9 protein-coding genes and 1 tRNA gene are annotated in these 17960 nt (G+C 51.0%); 8 read left to right on the forward strand and 2 right to left on the reverse strand.

Going from position 1 to position 17960, the window contains the following annotated elements; all coding sequences use genetic code 11:
• Positions 1-3 precede the first annotated feature (3 nt).
• The 5 genes from B4W65_RS01780 (at position 4) to B4W65_RS01800 (ending at position 11853) form a co-directional block, all read left to right on the forward strand.
• On the forward strand, positions 4-1446 hold the full coding sequence (locus tag B4W65_RS01780) for a cadherin repeat domain-containing protein (protein ID WP_088653377.1): 1443 nt from the start codon (positions 4-6) through the stop codon (positions 1444-1446).
• Positions 1447-1465: 19 nt separating this feature from the next.
• Entirely contained in the window at positions 1466-4513 is a 3048-nt protein-coding gene (locus tag B4W65_RS01785; protein ID WP_088653378.1) for a SusC/RagA family TonB-linked outer membrane protein, read from the forward strand.
• An 11-nt stretch (positions 4514-4524) separates the two neighbouring features.
• Positions 4525-6135, forward strand: a complete 1611-nt coding sequence (locus tag B4W65_RS01790) for a RagB/SusD family nutrient uptake outer membrane protein (RefSeq protein ID WP_088653379.1) — start codon at positions 4525-4527, stop codon at positions 6133-6135.
• A 122-nt stretch (positions 6136-6257) separates the two neighbouring features.
• Positions 6258-8654, forward strand: coding sequence for a glycoside hydrolase (locus B4W65_RS01795; protein ID WP_088653380.1), 2397 nt, complete (start codon positions 6258-6260; stop codon positions 8652-8654).
• Between the two features lie 46 nt (positions 8655-8700).
• A complete protein-coding gene (locus B4W65_RS01800) occupies positions 8701-11853 on the forward strand; it encodes a glycoside hydrolase family 2 TIM barrel-domain containing protein (protein ID WP_088653381.1) in 3153 nt (1050 codons plus the stop codon).
• A gap of 66 nt (positions 11854-11919) precedes the next feature.
• On the opposite strand, the gene B4W65_RS01805 is transcribed toward B4W65_RS01800, so the two are convergent.
• Positions 11920-11991 (reverse strand) — tRNA-Arg (locus B4W65_RS01805).
• A 208-nt stretch (positions 11992-12199) separates the two neighbouring features.
• Between B4W65_RS01805 and leuS the strand changes: the two genes are divergently transcribed.
• The 3 genes from leuS (at position 12200) to B4W65_RS01820 (ending at position 17258) form a co-directional block, all read left to right on the forward strand.
• Positions 12200-14989: a leucine--tRNA ligase gene (leuS, locus tag B4W65_RS01810; protein WP_088653382.1), complete on the forward strand. Its 2790-nt coding sequence runs from the start codon at positions 12200-12202 to the stop codon at positions 14987-14989.
• A gap of 12 nt (positions 14990-15001) precedes the next feature.
• A complete protein-coding gene (locus tag B4W65_RS01815) occupies positions 15002-15862 on the forward strand; it encodes a YitT family protein (protein WP_088653383.1) in 861 nt (286 codons plus the stop codon).
• Between the two features lie 82 nt (positions 15863-15944).
• The gene (locus B4W65_RS01820) at positions 15945-17258 is read left to right on the forward strand and encodes a peptidoglycan DD-metalloendopeptidase family protein (protein ID WP_088653384.1); all 1314 of its coding nucleotides are present in this window, start codon (positions 15945-15947) and stop codon (positions 17256-17258) included.
• Here B4W65_RS01820 and purN read toward each other — a convergent pair.
• Positions 17221-17799, reverse strand: a complete 579-nt coding sequence (gene purN, locus B4W65_RS01825) for a phosphoribosylglycinamide formyltransferase (RefSeq protein WP_205741194.1) — start codon at positions 17797-17799, stop codon at positions 17221-17223. The two genes, B4W65_RS01820 and purN, sit on opposite strands and share 38 nt — an antisense overlap.
• Positions 17800-17960 lie beyond the last annotated feature (161 nt).

Below are 17960 nucleotides of genomic sequence, written 5' to 3' on the forward strand. Positions count from 1 at the left end.
TTTATGAAACGAACAATGCTGAATTGGAGCATCGCAACAGCACTCCTCCTGGGAATAACCCTGGGGGGATGCGACAACGATGAGGAGAAAACCTGGGTGACAGAAAGTGACCCGGTTTTGGATTTAAAAGCCGTAGAAATACATACACGGCAGGAACGCACCATTGTGGTGGAAGGCTTAGTGAGCGACGCGGTAGGCATAAAGACCATCAATCTGAGAATGGACGAATGGTTTCTGAACCGCGACATCAGCATTTCAAGCAACGACTCCTTGGTAAAGGAATACGAATTATCGTATGAATTCTTAATTCCAGAAGAAGCCGAGGACAAAGACAATCAGCTGACAGTTACCATTTATAATATGGGTAACCGCTCAACAAGCAAGAGCATTTCGGTGTATATGGATGGCGATTTTACGGCACCCCAAATAGCCGTTGCGAGTCCGGTCGACGGACTGACCCAGTCGCCCGACACGGAAATTCCTGTGGATTTCGATCTGACCATCACAGACGATCGCCAGTTGGGATATTTTTTGGTGGAGGAAGAAACGCTGGGATTCAGAGACAGTATTTCCTTTATGGGCAGCGGCAGCACAAGCTACCAATACACCAATACCGTAATACTGCCGGCTGAACTGGGGGAGTACTTCTTCAACCTTACTGTGGCCGATAGTGCCGGAAACACCATCACCTCAGGACGAACCGTCAAGGCTTCGTACGATTTTGACAAACTCTACCTGGCTGATGTGGCTACCGATGCCGATTTGGTGTCCGATTTATTTGGAGTTCCCATGCTGATTACCAAAACAGCCCCCTTTAATTTTGAAGCTCGCTACTACGCGGAGACTGCGGGGACCGAAGTACGCTTTATTCCTCAAACCAGCAGCTTTGCGCCACATTGCTACGGTCTGGATCCGGAGAATCCCAGTCAACTGATCAATGATCCGGCCAACGCGCTGCCCATTGTGCTTGAAGACAAGGGGTATTATAAAATTAAGCTGAATCTGGATAATCTAAGCTACTCGGTGGAGAGCTACGTGCCCTCTGATGCGCCCTATGAACCCCTTATGGAGCTGCCCGACGACGAGGATTACATCACCAACACCTATGTGGGTCATCTGGGTTTGGTTGGAAAAGGTTTTCCGGAATACCCCGATCAAAACTGGTCTCCGGGTGCCGCCATTCCTCTTAATCGCGATGCTGAAAACGACTATCGTTTCAACATCACCCTTGATATGGAGGGAGATGTAGAGTTTATTCTCTCCCCCGAACACCCTTGGGGCTGGTGGAAAGAACCCTTCTGGCGCTTCGACCGCAAAGTTGAACCCGAAAGGACCGTGCCCAACGGAGGAGATAACGTGGCCATGAACGTACCGGTAAGGACCCGCTACAAAATAGTCTTTGACTCCCACCTGAATAGAGCCAAAGCAGTAAAAGTGGAAGAATAACAATTGAAAACAACAGGATATGAAGACTAAAATAATGAAAGCAAGTTGGCTGCTGACCTTCTGGTTGGCCCTGGCCTTTGGGGCCCTTGCACAAAACAAAACCATCGAAGGCAGGGTGCTCACCGACACTGGAGAGGCCTTGATTGGTGTTTCGGTAGTCATTAAAGGAACCACCACCGGTGTCATCACCGACATCGACGGAAACTTTAATCTTCAGGCCGCACCTGAAGATGTCATCAATGTAAGCTTCATCGGTTTCGATACGCAGGAATTTGTTGTAGGCAGCCAAAGCTACTTCAACATCATCATGAAAGAATCTTTCATCTCGCTGAACGAGGTGGTGGCCATTGGTTACGGTACAGCCAAACGAAGCGACCTTACCAGTGCCATCTCCACGGTACAGGGCGAGGAAATAAAAAGCATGTCGGTAGGCAACCCGGTGACTGCCCTACAGGGTAAAACGCCTGGGGTCCAAGTCATCGGCGGAAGCGGTCACCCGGGAGCAAGTCCCAAAGTTATGATTCGGGGCTTTACCAGCCTAAACCTGGATACCGATCCTTTGTATGTAGTAGATGGGGTACCTATGGGCAACAACCTCAACTTTCTGAATTCCAACGAAATTGAGAGCATGGACATCCTGAAAGATGCTTCAGCGGCAGCTATTTACGGCAGTCGCGCCTCGAACGGGGTGGTGCTTATTACAACCAAAAGAGGGGCTGAAGGCACGACCAATTTCTCGGTCGACTTTTCTTATGGCTTGCAGGTATTCAACAAGCCTTTTGATATGGCCGATGGTACTGAGTACGGCGACATCATGAACCAGTCGCGCCAAAATGCGGGACTGAATGCCCCTTTTGACGACACAGCCGCCCTGGGTAAGGGAACAGACTGGTGGAGCAAGGGCGTAAACACGACCGCCCCCCAACGCAATTTCAGTTTTCAGATGAATGGGGGTAATGAAATCAACACCTATGCCCTCAGCATCAACTACTACGACCAGGAATCTTTCTACAACTCTGGAAACTGGCAAAAATTCACGGCCCGCTTGAACTCCGAATGGAAATTCGCCGAGTGGATTTCGGCCGGTTTGATGATGAACCCCCGTCGTGAACAATGGGACAATACCCCGAATTGGTACCAGGATTATTTGTTGATTGATCCGCTGACCCCGATCTATCGTCCCGAGGAGGAATGGGATGGGCTCAACGAATTCAGTATTTATGAGCGCTCTTACCACACCTATACCTGGAATCCCATTGCGCGGGATGCCCGCTCCTTTGGTGAAGGCGGCTACTATGCCATGTCCAGCAATGCATGGACCAGCATTAAACCCATAAAAGACCTGGAATTCCGCACGCAAATCAGCGGGGATTTCAAATTTGACCATGAAGACGACTTTGTCCCCGACTTCGTAATCGATGGGGCCCATGAGGCCAATACCATTAATTCGGTTTATCGTAGTCACGATTTCAACACCTATTGGAACTGGACCAGCACTTTGAGCTACAACCTCAAAGCCAATGCGCACAGTGCCACCTTTATGGGCGGCGCCACAATGGAAAAAGAACAAGGGCGCATACTCAATGTAAATCGCGAAGGCATTCCCAACAACAGTGAAGTACTGCGCGAAATCGATGCGGCAACAGTGAACCCCGAAGTGGAAGGCAACACCTGGGCCAACTCCATGCAATCCTTGTTGGGAAGAGTAAGCTACAACTACAACAGTCGCTACTACCTGACCGCCACCTACCGTCTGGATGGCTCTTCCAAATTTCTGCCCGAGAACAAATGGGCTACCTTCCCCTCCTTTTCGGCAGCCTGGAGAATTTCTGATGAGCCGTTTTTAGCTTCCGCGTACTTTATCGACGACTGGAAACTGAGGGCCGGCTGGGGGCAGTTGGGTAACCAGGGGCTTCCCTCAGACGCCTACCTTTCTTCTTTGGGTAAGGATTACTACATATTGGGCCAGGGCCAGGGCAACCTGGTAAATACCACCTACCCCAGTTCGATGAAGAATGAAGCCATCAAGTGGGAAACGGTGGAAGACATCAATATTGGCACCGACTTCACCTTGTTTTCAAATGCCGTTTACGGTTCGTTTGAGTACTACCAAAAGAAAACCAAGGATATGATTTTCCAGTTGCCCTATCCGGTGTATAGTGGCTATCCCAATGACGCACTCATTTGGTCGAATGTGGGCTCTATGAAGTCAGAGGGTTTTGAACTTGCATTGAACTATCGCAATCAAAAAGGCGATTTTCGTTACGACCTGGGGATTAACCTCACCTCTGTTGGCGTTGAAGTCACCGACCTCCCGGAATCCATTTCGGTGGTGTACGGCGACGAGCAACGTACCCGCATAGAGGAAGGTATGGAGCCGGCCTACTTCTATGGTTATAAAACAGACGGTCTTTTCCAGAACCAATTTGACATTAACGCCCACGCTAATGAGCATGGGATTCTGTTGCAACCTCAGGCCCAACCCGGCGACCTGCGTTTTGTTGATGTGGATGGCGACGGCAGCATCACAGGTGACGACCGGACCAAAATCGGAAGTCCCTGGCCCGATTTTACCGGCGGATTCAACGCCAATCTGGGGTATAGAGATTTTGATCTGGTAGCCAATGTTTACTTCAGCGTAGGCAACGACCTGGTAAACTGGTTGCGCAATGACTTGTACAACACCCAGGGATCGGACAACAATGTAATTTCGGGCTTGCTCGACAAGGCCTGGCATGGGGAAGGAACCAGCAATGAATTTCCCAGAGTTTCACATACCGATCTGAACCAAAACTTCTCCCGCTTCAGCGATTACCTGGTAGAAGACGGTTCTTTTGTACGTCTGAAAAACATTCAGCTGGGTTACACCCTGCCTTCGGACGCCAGCTCCCGATTGGGTCTCAAGAGCACCCGCTTTTATGTGTCGGGCCAAAACATCCTGACCCTAACCAAATTCTCAGGCGTAGAGCCGGAGATTGGGGGCGACAATGTTCGCAATATGGGCTTTGCAGGCTGGAATTATCCGATTCTGCCCACCTACCTGATTGGTATTAACGTAACCTTTTAATGACAATGAAAATGAAAACGAAAATAACTCATCTTTTGCTGGCCTTGCTGCTTTTAGGCGGCACTGCCTGTGAAGATTTCATCGAAATAGACAATCGGGGCGTACAGGACCTCGATAATTACTTTGCCACCGACGCTGAGGCGGAAGCCTTTGTCAACGGCATCTACAAGTCTTTTGCCATTTGGGACGAATGGTGGCAACAAATTTCACGCATTACCAACATCATGGCCACCGACGATGCCTGGATGGGCAATTTGGGCCAGGATCCGGCCGACCACTACGCCATGTCGCATTATTGGGTGGATGCATCGAGCGCTCCCGGCGCCCTTGCCAACTACTATCGCTTTAAGTACGAAAACATTGGCGCGGCCAACATTGCCATCAACCTGCTGCCCTCGGCCAACATTTCAGAAAACCTGAAGGCGCGGCTTATTGCTGAAGCTAAGTTTTTCAGAGCCTTCAGTTACTGGGAACTGGTGCAAAACTTCGGGGATGTGGTGTTGATTACACAACCGGAATCGACCGACGGCATCAACAAAACACGCGCTCCCAAAGCCGAAGTTTATGCACAAATAGTTAAGGACCTGAAGGATGCTGCTGCAGTCTTACCCCCCAGCTATCCCGATGCCGAGTTGGGAAGAGTTACAAGTTGGGCCGCTAAAGCACTTTTGGCACGCACCTACCTGTTTATGGAAGATTACACCAATGCTTATGCCTACGCCGACACCATTATTGAGGAAGGCCCCTTTATTCTGGAGCCCAACTTCGTGGACATCTGGAGTGTGTACAACCACAACGGGGTGGAATCCATTTTCGAGATTAAAGCCAGTGCCGACCAGTCGCAAAATGTAGGTAATCGCTTTTCGGTGGTTATGGCTGCCCGGGGCGAAATCTGGCCCGAAGGGGAAGGCGACAAGGTAATGGATGGTTGGGGCTGGTGTGTGCCCTCTTCCCACTTAGAGCAAGCCTACCTGTCTGAAGGAGATGAGATCAGACTAAAAAGCACCATTATTAAGGCAGGCGAGCCAGTGTATGGCGACGAAACCGACAATCCCAATTACCAGTTTGACACCAATTTGAACAAGTCGGGGCGTGTTTGGCGCAAGTACTATGTGCCCATCGCCATGCGTCAGGAATTAACTACAAAGGATCGCCACATTCCCTTACCCAAGATTCTGTTGCGCTTGGGAGAAATGTATCTGACCCGTGCTGAAGCCGCCTACTTCCTGAATCGTCCGGATCAGGCCAAAGCCGACATCGCTACCCTAAGGGCGCGAGTCGAGCTGGGCGATAAAAACCATCTTTCGGGCAACGACCTGCTGTTGGCTATCTGGAAGGAGCGTCGACTGGAAATGGCTTCAGAAGAACTGCGCTTGTTCGACCTGCGTCGTCAAACTCATCCGGCAAGTGGCAAAAAAATGATTGTTGAAGCCATGGGACCAAACGGCTACTTCGTACAGTACAATATGAACGAAAGCACCGATCCCTATGAAACCATCCATCCGGAGGAACGTCAGGACAAAGGGATCCAGTTTGTTGAAGGACGTCATGAGTTGTGGCCCATTCCACAATCTGAGATCGACCGCAGCAACAAATTGATCAGCCAAAACCCCAATTACTAATTTTATGTGCTCCACCTCAAAGGTGGAGCACTTCCCTAACAAGTTTTAGCGGACCGGCTCACAGCCGATCCGCTAAAACTTCTTTTTAAAACACCCAAATCCTTCTCTTCAAATGTACTCCCATGAAAAGACTACTACTCAGCTTATTAATCACAAGCTCTTTAGCCATTAACGGCCAGAACACGATCCACATCAATGTGGCCGAAAAACATCAAACAATTAGAGGCATTGGTGCTTCCGATGCCTGGAATGTAGATCCTGTAGGTAAATACTGGAGCAATGCCGTTAAAGAAGACCTGGCTCAAAAACTATTTTCGACGGCCAACAGCCCAAACGGTCAGCCCCTGGGCATAGGGCTCTCGCGCTGGCGCTTCAATATTGGAGGAGGCAGTATGGAACAAGGTAATGCCAGCAACATAGACCAACCCGAAAGGCGGGCCGAGCTGTTTCTTAATGAAGATGGCACCTACGACTGGTCGAAACAGGCGGGTCAACAATGGTTCCTAAACAAGGCCAAAGAGCACGGGGTGGAGCACCTGGTAGCCTTTGTAAACAGTCCTCCCCGCTTTTATACCAAAAGTGGCAGGGCCAACAGCAACGACTACGGCGGAAGCACCAACCTTAAAGCCGAACACTTTGAAGACTATGTCCAATTTTTAGTTGAAGTACTCAAGCATTTTGACCAGGAAGGTTTGCCGTTTTCGCAAATCAGTCCCCTTAACGAACCTCAATACCCCTGGCTGGAAGGTCAGGAGGGCACACCATGGACCAATGAAGAAATTAAAGAGCTGACAGCCAAACTCAATGCAGCCTTACTGGATCAGAATCTGGATGTGCAAATCCTTTTGGCAGAAGCGGAAAGCTATCGTGTATTGTATGAAGACAATACCAAATACAACCAGACCGACAATCAAATCAATTCTTTTTTTGATCCGGCCTCAGCACTCTATCTGGGACACCTTGGACAGCTGTCTCCCGGTATTGCTGCGCATGCCTACTGGACCGATACGTCGGATGACGAAATTATCAAGGTAAGAAAAAACGCTGCAGCAAGGGCTGCGGAAAAGGGCATCGAATTGTACCAAACAGAGTATTGCCTGCTGAGTAATGACTACGACAACTACCTAAGCAATGCCATCTTTCTGGGCAAGATGATTCATGCCGACCTGGCCATTGCGGGCGTATCCATTTACGATTACTGGACTGCCCTGGAACGAGAACGCTGGAGCCAAAAAAACAGGTTTTACCTAATTCGACTCCAACCTACGGGTGGCGATTACGGCAGTTTGGAAGAAGGGGGCACCATTACAGTCAATAAAAACCTATGGGTTCTGGGCAATTTCAGCCGCTTTATTCGCCCCGGCTACCAAAGGGTAGCAACCGGCAATACCGAAAATTTATCCGGAGTAATGAGCTCAGCCTATTTGGCCCCGGATCACTCCCAACTGGTGGTGGTACACGTAAATTGGGGAACGCAGGCTGCTGCTGTGCAGCACCAATTGTACGGTCTTCCGCAGGGCAAAAGGATCAAACAGATTACACCCTACGTGACAGATGCCTACAACAATTTGACCATAAAAACAGCCCTCGCAGGAAGTGAGACCTACACCCTCAGTGGCCAGTCGGTTACCACCATGGTGATCGATTTGGAGGAGGGGACCGGACAAGAAGAACCTCAGCCACAAACGCAGGTACTGCTGTCGGGCGAAAAAACCGCCGAGCCTATTGTTTACCACGATTTTGTGGAATGGACGAAAACCGAAACCGACAAAGTACCGGCCTGGTACATCCAACAAGCAGAAAACACCTACACCACATGGACCGCTAACCCCGATGCAGCGGGCATCAACACCAGCGCCTACAGCCTGATGGCCGAAACCAAAAGCAGTGTGGACTGGTGGGGCAATTTTTGGGCATTCCGTTTGGCCACTCCCCTTACAATAACAGCGGAAAACCGCTACCTACACCTCCTGCATTACCGCACCCAACAAAATTACGGTTGGAGTATACATCTGAATACCGACGGGCCTTATGAGGATGCCTCCCAATATCTGGGAACACTGCGTTTTGATGGCGACAACCTTAATGAAAATGAATGGGAGGATCTGGTGATTGACCTGAACCACCTTAAAGAAAACAACCTTCCTCTTGAAAAATTCATGCTGATAGTGGACAAAGCCTGGTTCGGGGAAAAAAACAGTCTGCCAGCGCGCTACTACTTCGACGAAATAATACTTTCCGATTCACCCTTTGCGCGGACTACCACCACGGCCCTTGCCTCAAAACCAATTTCAGACCAAGTAAGACTGAGCAACCCTGCACCAGGCCAGCTCACCATTGACATGCCCGACCTCATTAAGACGGAAATTTGGGATGCTACTGGACGATTGGTCCTCAGCAAAACGCACAACCAGGGGCCTACAGAAAGCACCTATACCCTGCCCGGCAGAGGGCTTTACCTGGTAAAGACAACCAACCGCAACAAGGAAGTTTTTCATACCAAAACCCTGGTATTTTAACAGTTATTCGTACTTTTAAGCTTTGCTAAACATTAACACAAAAATTATGCGTAAAACATGGCTTTTACTTCTGCTGGCGACCGGCATCCTTCAATGGGGTTGCCAGTCGTACAACGATTACGCAGGAGTGCCTTTTGAAGAAAAACAACCGGCCGACTGGGAAAATCCGGCCGTAAACGAAATCAACCGGGAAGCGCCCCGCGCGTGGTTTGTACCTTTTGCCACTCCGGAAGAAGTGGATGCCGACAACATTTGGGCCTCCTCCTTCATGCACAGTCTAAATGGCGAGTGGAAATTTATGTATTCAAACAATCCTTCGGAGCGTCCCTTCTATTTTTTCAAGGACGACTTTGACACCCGCAAATGGCCCTCCATCACCATCCCCTCCAACTTCGAATTGGAAGGCTTCACCTACCCCATTTATACCAACGTACAGTACCCCCATGCGGTGACGCCGCCTACCATTCAGGACCATTACAATCCCGTGGGCTCCTACAAACGGGAGTTTAGTCTTCCTGAAAACTGGGACGGCAAAGAGATTTACCTGCACTTTGGGGCAGTCAGCTCAGCCATGTACGTATGGGTCAACGAGCAACAAGTGGGCTACAGTCAGGACAGTAAAACACCAGCCGTTTTCAACATCACGCCTTACCTGAAAAGCGGAACAAACACCCTGGCGGTTGAGGTTTACAAATGGAGCGACGGCAGTTACCTGGAGGACCAGGACTTCTGGCGACTGGGAGGTATCACCCGCGATGTGTATCTGCAGGCCCGAAATGCCACCCACATAAAGGATTTTAGTGTAAGCTCTAATTTGGACGACGATTACAGCACCGGCCTCTTCGGCCTGGAAGTGGAAGTTGGCGGCGAACAAGCCGGCAGCTGCAGCGTGGAAGCCCTCTTGAATGATGGAACACAGACACTGGAAAGTTTCTCCGGAAAGGTCGAAAACGGAAGCGTCGCATTCGACGCCTCCTTCCCCGATGTCAAAAGATGGTCGGCTGAAACTCCGGCACTTTACGAACTGCTGATAACACTCAAAAACGACCAGGACCAAGTGGTAGAAGTGCTGCGCCAGGAAGTCGGCTTCCGCCGCGTCGAGATCAAAGGCAACACCTTACTGGTTAACGGAGAATACATCTACCTGAAAGGAGCCAACCTGCACGAGCATCATGAGGTGACTGGTCACGTAATGGACGAGGCCACCATGCTGGAGGACATCCGCATTATGAAAATGCACAACCTCAACGCAGTCCGCACCTCCCACTATCCGCAAGCCGAACGGTTTTACGAGCTGTGCAACCGTTACGGCCTTTACGTAATTGATGAGGCCAATATCGAATCCCACGGAATGGGTTATGGCGAACGCTCCCTGGCAAAAGATTCCACTTGGAAGGCAGCCCATGTATTCAGGGTACGCAACATGTACGAGCGGGACAAAAACCAGCCTTCCATCATCATTTGGTCGCTGGGCAACGAAGCAGGCAACGGAGTCAATTTTGATGCCGCCTACGACTACCTTAAAGCCGCCGACAACAGTCGGCCCGTACAATACGAACAAGCTCACGGAGGGAGAAACACCGACATTTTCGCCCCCATGTACGCCAGTATTGAACGCATGATTCGCTACGCCAACGAAGACGGAAGCAAACCCCTGATTCAGTGCGAATATGCACATGCCATGGGCAACAGCGTAGGCAACCTGCAAGATTACTGGGATGTGATTGAAGCCCACGAAGTGATGCAGGGTGGATTCATTTGGGACTGGGTGGACCAGGGTTTGCTTACCCAAGATGAGGAAGGTCGCCCATTTTGGGCCTACGGCGGCGATTTTGGTCCCGACACCGTACCCTCCGACGGCAATTTCTGTATCAACGGACTGGTGGATCCGGATCGGGGCATTAAACCGGCGCTGCTCGAGGTCAAGAAAGTTTACCAGTACCTCAAATTCCATCCCGAAAACCTGGCAAGAGGAATGATCGGCATTGAAAACAAATACGATTTCATTTCTACCGACCGCTTTGTGTTCAACTGGAACATAAAGGGCGATGGTGAAGTGGTGGCTTCAGGTATTTTTAACCAGGTACAACTGGCGCCCGATGAAAAGGTAAAGGTACAGGCCGATATGAATTTCGACCTGGTGCCGGGCACCGAATACTTCCTTACCGTAAGTGCCAGTCTGAAAGAAGACGACGGCCTGGTTCCTGCGGGAACGGTTTTAGCTGCCGAACAATTTGAACTGCCCATTTACCAGGCAGCTCCCGGCAAGCAGGAACAGCTTCCTGCCTTGCAAATCGATGATCAGGAAGCCATGATCAACATACAGGGTGAAGGCTTTTCGGTCAGCTTCGACAAAACAAAGGGACAACTGACCAGCTACAAACTGGGCGAGAAGGAAATGTTGATGAGCGGACCCGAACCCGTATTGTGGCGCGCTCCCATCGACAACGACTTTGGCAACGACATGCCGGTACGCTCACGCATGTGGCGCGAAGCCGGTGCCGACCGAAAGGTGGTGAAGGCAGAAGTTTCCACCCCGACTGAGGGTCAAGTTCAAATCGCATTTGATTTTGAACTGCCCAATAAGGAAGGCGAAACCATGGCCACTTACCGGAGCACTTATGTGGTAAAAGGCGACCAGAGCATTGAGGTGGACAACCATTTTGCCATGACCTCTGACGAGCTGCCGGAAATCCCCCGCATGGGCATGACCCTGATTATGCCACGCGAATTTGACCAGATGACCTGGCTGGGTCGTGGTCCCCATGAGTCGTACCAGGACCGCAAAACCAGTGCTTTTGTAGACCGTTACAGCGCGTCGGTGGCCGACCAGTACTATGCTTATGTGCGCCCGCAGGAAAACGGCAACAAAACGGATGTCCGCTGGATGAGTGTGACCAATGCTGCCGGCGAAGGGCTGTTGTTTAAGGGCAAGCAGTTGCTCGAAGTATCTGCCCACCACAATGTGTTGGAGGATTTTGAATCGCCACGCCGTACCGACGGCCGCTTGCCCGAAGGAGAACGCCCCGTTCAGCGCCACATTAACGATGTGGTGGAGCGTGACCTGACCGCAGTAGATATCGACCTGAAGCAAATGGGCTTAGGGGGTGACACCAGCTGGGGGGCATGGACCCACACCCAGTATCGTCTGACCGAAAAAGCCTACAGTTATGGCTTTACCATCGCTCCGGCCAAATAAGCCAGGTGACTCAGCAATAATTAGATAAAAAAAGAGGCTGCCCAATAAGTGGCAGCCTCTTTATTGTGATCCCGACGGGACTCGAACCCATATCGCTGGAACCGGAATCCAGTATTCTATCCATTGAACTACGGGACCGTTCAATTTGCGACTGCGAAAATAAGCAAATTTCTTAAACTCCCGCCTAAATCCATCCACAATTATTGCCGCTGTCCACACCAGCCACCTCCTTTCCCCCGATACCGACGGACCCATCAGGAAGCCGATGTGGAGCCCTCGCCATTCAAAAACTTTTCTTAATTTCGCAGTTTGAACAGAAACAAGACAATCTATTAGATACGCGGTTATGGAATACAATTTTAACGAAATTGAGAAGCGCTGGCAGCAATATTGGATCGACCACCAAACCTACAAGGTGAGTATCGACCCCGACAAGCCCAAATTTTATGTGCTCGATATGTTCCCCTATCCTTCGGGAGCGGGCCTCCACGTTGGTCACCCCCTGGGCTACATTGCTTCAGACATCTACAGCCGCTACAAACGTCTGAATGGCTTTAATGTGCTCCACCCCATGGGCTACGACGCCTACGGTCTGCCGGCCGAGCAGTACGCCATTCAAACCGGGCAGCACCCGGCCATTACCACCGAAAAAAACATTGCCCGCTACCGCGAGCAGCTCGATAAAATTGGCTTTTCGTACGACTGGGACCGGGAGGTGAAGACCTGCGATCCGGACTACTACCACTGGACCCAGTGGGCTTTTATTCAGATGTTCAACCACTATTACGACAAGCAGGCCGATAAGGCGCTGCCCATTGAGCAACTGCTGGCCCGTTTTGAAAAGCAGGGAACAGAGGGCCTCGAAGCCGCCGAGACGGAGGCCCTGAGCTTCAGCGCAGCCGAATGGAAGCAGAAGTCGGACCAAGAACAACAGGAAATATTGTTGAATTACCGCCTGGCCTACCTGGCCGACACCATGGTCAACTGGTGCCCGGCCCTGGGCACCGTACTGGCCAACGATGAAGTGAAGGACGGCTTCAGCGAACGGGGCGGTCACCCCGTAGAACAAAAACGCATGCGCCAGTGGTTGCTGCGCGTCTCGGCCTACGCCGAGCGCCTGCTTAAGGGCCTCGACACCATCGACTGGAGCGACTCCCTTAAAGAGATACAGCGCAACTGGATCGGGCGCAGCGAAGGCGCCGAAATGAACTTCCCGGTGAAGGATTCGGAGGTGGAAATGAAGATTTTCACCACCCGGGCCGACACGGTTTTTGGCGTTACTTTTATGGTATTGGCGCCCGAAAGTGAGCTGGTTCAACAGCTGACCCAACCCGAATACCGGGCCGAAGTGGAAGCCTACCTGGAAAAAACGAAGAAGCGGACTGAGCGGGAGCGTCAGACCGAAGTCAAGAAAATGACCGGTGTATTTACCGGGGCCTACGCCATCAATCCCCTGAGCAAGGAGGAAATCCCAGTTTGGGTGAGCGACTATGTGCTGGCCGGCTACGGAACCGGCGCCATCATGGCCGTACCGGCTCACGACAGTCGCGACTTTGCCTTTGCACGCACCTTTAACCTGCCCATTCCGCAGGTGGTGGTTCCCAAGGGCGAAGCACCGGGCGACACCAGCACCTGGGACGATTCAATAGATTCGAAGGAGGGTACGATGATCAATTCGGGCTTTCTGGACGGACTGAGCGTGCCTGAGGCCATTGAACGCACCAAGCAGCATCTGGTGGAGACCGGCATCGGCAATGTTAAAGTAAACTACCGCTTGCGCGACGCCATTTTCAGTCGCCAACGCTATTGGGGTGAGCCCTTCCCGGTGTATTACAAGGACGGCATGCCTTATATGCTGCGTGAGGACGAGCTGCCGCTGCAGCTGCCGGAAGTGGACAAGTACCTGCCCACTGAAAAAGGCGAGCCGCCTTTGGCACGTGCCAAAGGCTGGACCACCAAAGAGGGCTACCCGCTTGAAGTGAATACCATGCCGGGCTTTGCGGGTTCTTCGGCCTACTACCTGCGCTATATGGACCCCAAAAACAGCAAGGAATTGGTAAGTCCCGAAGCCAACAATTACTGGCAGGATGTGGACCTCTATATTGGTGGAACCGAGCACGCCACGGGGCACCTGGTGTATTCCCGCTTCTGGAACAAGTTCTTGTTCGACCTGGGCAAGGTGTGCAAGGATGAGCCCTTCAAGAAACTGGTGAACCAGGGTATGATTCAGGGTCGCTCCAACTTTGTGTACCGGGTAAAGGGCAGCAACACCTTTGTGTCGCTGAACCTCAAAGAGCAGTACAACACCATGGAAATTCACGTAGATGTGAATATGGTGCACAACGACGTGCTGGATATTGAGGCCTTCCGTGCCTGGAATCCCGAATACAAGGACGCCGAATTTGTGCTGGAAGACGGCAAATACCTTTGTGGCTGGGCGGTGGAAAAAATGTCCAAGTCGATGTTCAACGTGGTGAATCCCGACACCATTGTGGCGCAGTACGGAGCCGACACGCTGCGCCTCTACGAAATGTTTCTGGGCCCATTGGAGCAAAGCAAGCCCTGGGACACGAACGGCATCGACGGGGTGCACAAATTCCTCCGCAAGGTGTGGCGCCTCTTTGTCGACAAAGAGGGGCAACTGGTGGTCAGCGACGCACAAGCTTCGGCCGAGGAACTGAAGGTCCTGCACCGCACCATCAAAAAGACCTCCGACGATGTGGAACGCTTCTCATTCAACACGGCGGTAAGCTCCTTCATGATTTGCGTTAACGATCTGAACGACCTGAAATGCAACAAAAGGGCCATTCTGGAGCCTCTTTTGGTACTGCTGGCGCCCTTTGCCCCCCACGTTTGCGAGGAATTGTGGCACAAACTGGGTCACGAGGGCAGCATCTGCGATACCCAATGGCCCGCGTTCAATGCCGACCATCTGGTGGAAAGCAGCATCCAGTATCCGGTTTCCTTCAACGGCAAAATGCGCTTTAAACTCGAACTGCCCGCCGACTTGTCGCCTGCCGAAGTTGAAAAAGCAGTATTGGCCGATGAGCAGGCGCAAAAGTGGATCGCGGGCAAGGAGGTGAAAAAAGTCATTGTTGTTCCCGGGAAAATAATCAACATTGTGGTCGCCGGATAAACGGAGCACGCATTGAATACAACAAACATTAAAAAGGAAATCCTATCGTATCTGTTTATAACGATAGGACTGGTGGTGGGCACCCTGGGCTGGGCCGGCTTCATCATTCCCTCCGAGGTGGTGGCCGGAGGCGTAACGGGTATTGCAACCGCCCTGCACTTTGTTACCGGATTAGACATTGGGGTTATGGCGCTCAGCATGAATGTCATCCTCATTATTTTGGCCATGCGCATTATCGGAGCGTCCTTTGGCATTAAAAGCATTTACGCCATAGCCGTGTTTGCCACCCTGCTGTCTTTCATCAGTTATTACGTGAAGGAGCCCCTGGTGAGCGACCGCTTCATGGCCACGGTAACCGGGGCCATTCTGGCGGGGACCGGCAGCGGCATTGTCTTTCTGAACGGGGGCAGCACCGGCGGCTCCGACATCATCGCCCTCATCATCAACAAATACCGCAACATCACCCTGGGACGGGTGCTGTTGTATGTTGATGCGGTGATTATTGGCTCCTCCTTCCTGATTTTTCGCTCCATAGAAACCATGATTTTTGGTTTCGTGACCATGGCCATATTTTCCTACACCATTGATGTTATAATAAGTGGTACCAAGCAGACGGTTCAGTTCTTTATTTTTTCGGAAAAACACGAGGAGCTGCAGAAGGAAATCATCCACGGCGCCAAACGCGGATTAACGGTGTTGCCGGGTCAGGGCGGATACTCAGGCAAGGATGTTAAAGTATTGATGGTCATTGCCCGTAAAAGCGAATCGCAAATTATTCTGCGCCTGATTAAAAAAATCGATCCCAACGCCTTTATTACCATGGGCAGCGTAATGGGCGTTTACGGGCAGGGCTTCGACAGCATCAAAAACTAAGGGCGCAAGGGAAAGAACTTGCAAAAGGGGAGGCACCTTCTTATATTTACGCCTTCAAACGGCAAAATCCCCCGCTTACAACATGAAAAAAGTACTGATCGCCCTCCTCGTAGTCCTTCTTCTGGCCGTACCGGCATCCATATACATCCATCAATGGCGCCTGGCCAACGACGTGTCGGTGGTGCAGGATTCCCTGCTTATTGAAGATTTCCCCGAACCGCCCCCCCCACGAATGTTGTATGGTCTGGTAGAAGATTCTTTTTATACCGAGCAATACAAAGTAGCACGTAACCAAAACCTGGCTGCCATTCTATTGGCCCAGGATGTGGATTATCCCATAATTCATCACTTGGCGGAAAAAAGCAAAGATGTTTTTGACGTACGACGCATACGTACCGGAAATCCCTATACCATATTTTACAGTAAAGATACCCTGCGCAAACCGGCGTGGTTCGTCTATGAAATCGACCATACCGACTACCTGGTTATGCAGCTGAGCGACTCCCTGCAAAAGATCTATGTAGACAGCAAGCCCTTGGAATTGGTGCGCAAAGCCGGCTCGGGCATCATCGAATCTTCCTTATGGAATACCGCGCACGACAACAACCTGAATCAGCTTCTGGCTATTGAACTGTCGGAAATTTATGCCTGGACGGTCGACTTTTTCGGAATCGAAAAAGGCGATAATTTCCGGGTCATTTACGACGAACAATATGTAGACAGCACCAGCATCGGAATCGATGCCATCCATGCGGCCCATTTTCAGCATAAGGGACGCGATTATTACGCCTTTCGTTATCGGGAAGACAGTACTTTCAGCTTCTTCGACGAAGAAGGCAACAGTTTGCGAAAAGCCTTCCTGAAAGCCCCCTTGAAATTCTCACGCATCAGTTCACGCTTCAGTCACTCCCGCTTTCATCCGGTATTAAAAATCAGACGCCCACACCATGGCGTTGATTATGCAGCACCTTCCGGCACCCCGGTCTATGCCATAGGCGATGGCACCGTGACTCACCGCGGCTGGGATCCCAAGGGAGGCGGCAATTACATTCGCATTCGCCACAACAGCGTTTACACGACCGTGTACATGCACCTTCAGGGCTTTGCTAAAGGCATCCGAAAAGGGCAGTTTGTGCAACAGAGCCAACTCATTGGCTACGTGGGCAGCACCGGGCTGTCAACAGGGCCTCATCTCGATTTCAGGGTGTATCGCAACGGTTCTGCCGTGGACCCGCTTAAAATTGAAGCCCCGCCGGTTGACCCCATTGCGCAGGAAAACATGGCCGCTTACCTGGAATACATTGCGCCGCTGATGGATGAATTATTAAATCTGCAACAAAAGCCCTTGGAGAAACCGGCTATGGACGCCCCTGTTGTTGCAGCACCTCCTCAATAACACGCGGAAAGTGTTCGTATTCCAGGGCATGCACCTTTTGAGCCACCAGATCGGCATCATCGCCCGGATCAACAGGGCAACGGGCCTGGAAAATCACCGCCCCCTCATCGTAACGGGTGTTTACATAGTGAATGGTAATGCCCGTTTCCCCATCTCCATTGGCCACCACCGCCTCATGCACCTTGGCCCCATACATACCCTTTCCGCCGTAGGCCGGTAGTAAAGCAGGATGTATATTTATGATGCGTTGTGGAAAAGCCTCCACCAGCGCAGCAGGCACCAACCAAAGAAAACCAGCCAAAACAATCAAATCGGGTTGACAAGACCGTAAAAAATACAGAACTTCATTGTTGTCGTAAAAGGCGGTCCGATCAAACACTTTAGTACTAACACCCAGGCGCTTAGCCCGCTCCAACACATAGGCATCGGAACGATTGGTGAGCACATGACTCACGCTTACACCCTCCCTTCCGGCAAAGTATCGGATGATGTTTTCGGCATTGCTGCCTGAGCCTGAAGCCAATATGATTATATTTCTCATTTTCATAATGTTAACTTAATGCAAAATTCGCAAACCAAACCCTAAAATTATAAAAAAAGGGGCCCTCAAACGAATTTCGTTGCAGGAATATTTGATTTATTTTGGGCAAATCTTTTTCTTTGCACAGTTATTTTTAAAACTAAAACTGAATTATTAACTAA

Source organism: Geofilum rhodophaeum (assembly GCF_002210225.1).
GTDB lineage: Bacteria > Bacteroidota > Bacteroidia > Bacteroidales > Marinilabiliaceae > Geofilum > Geofilum rhodophaeum.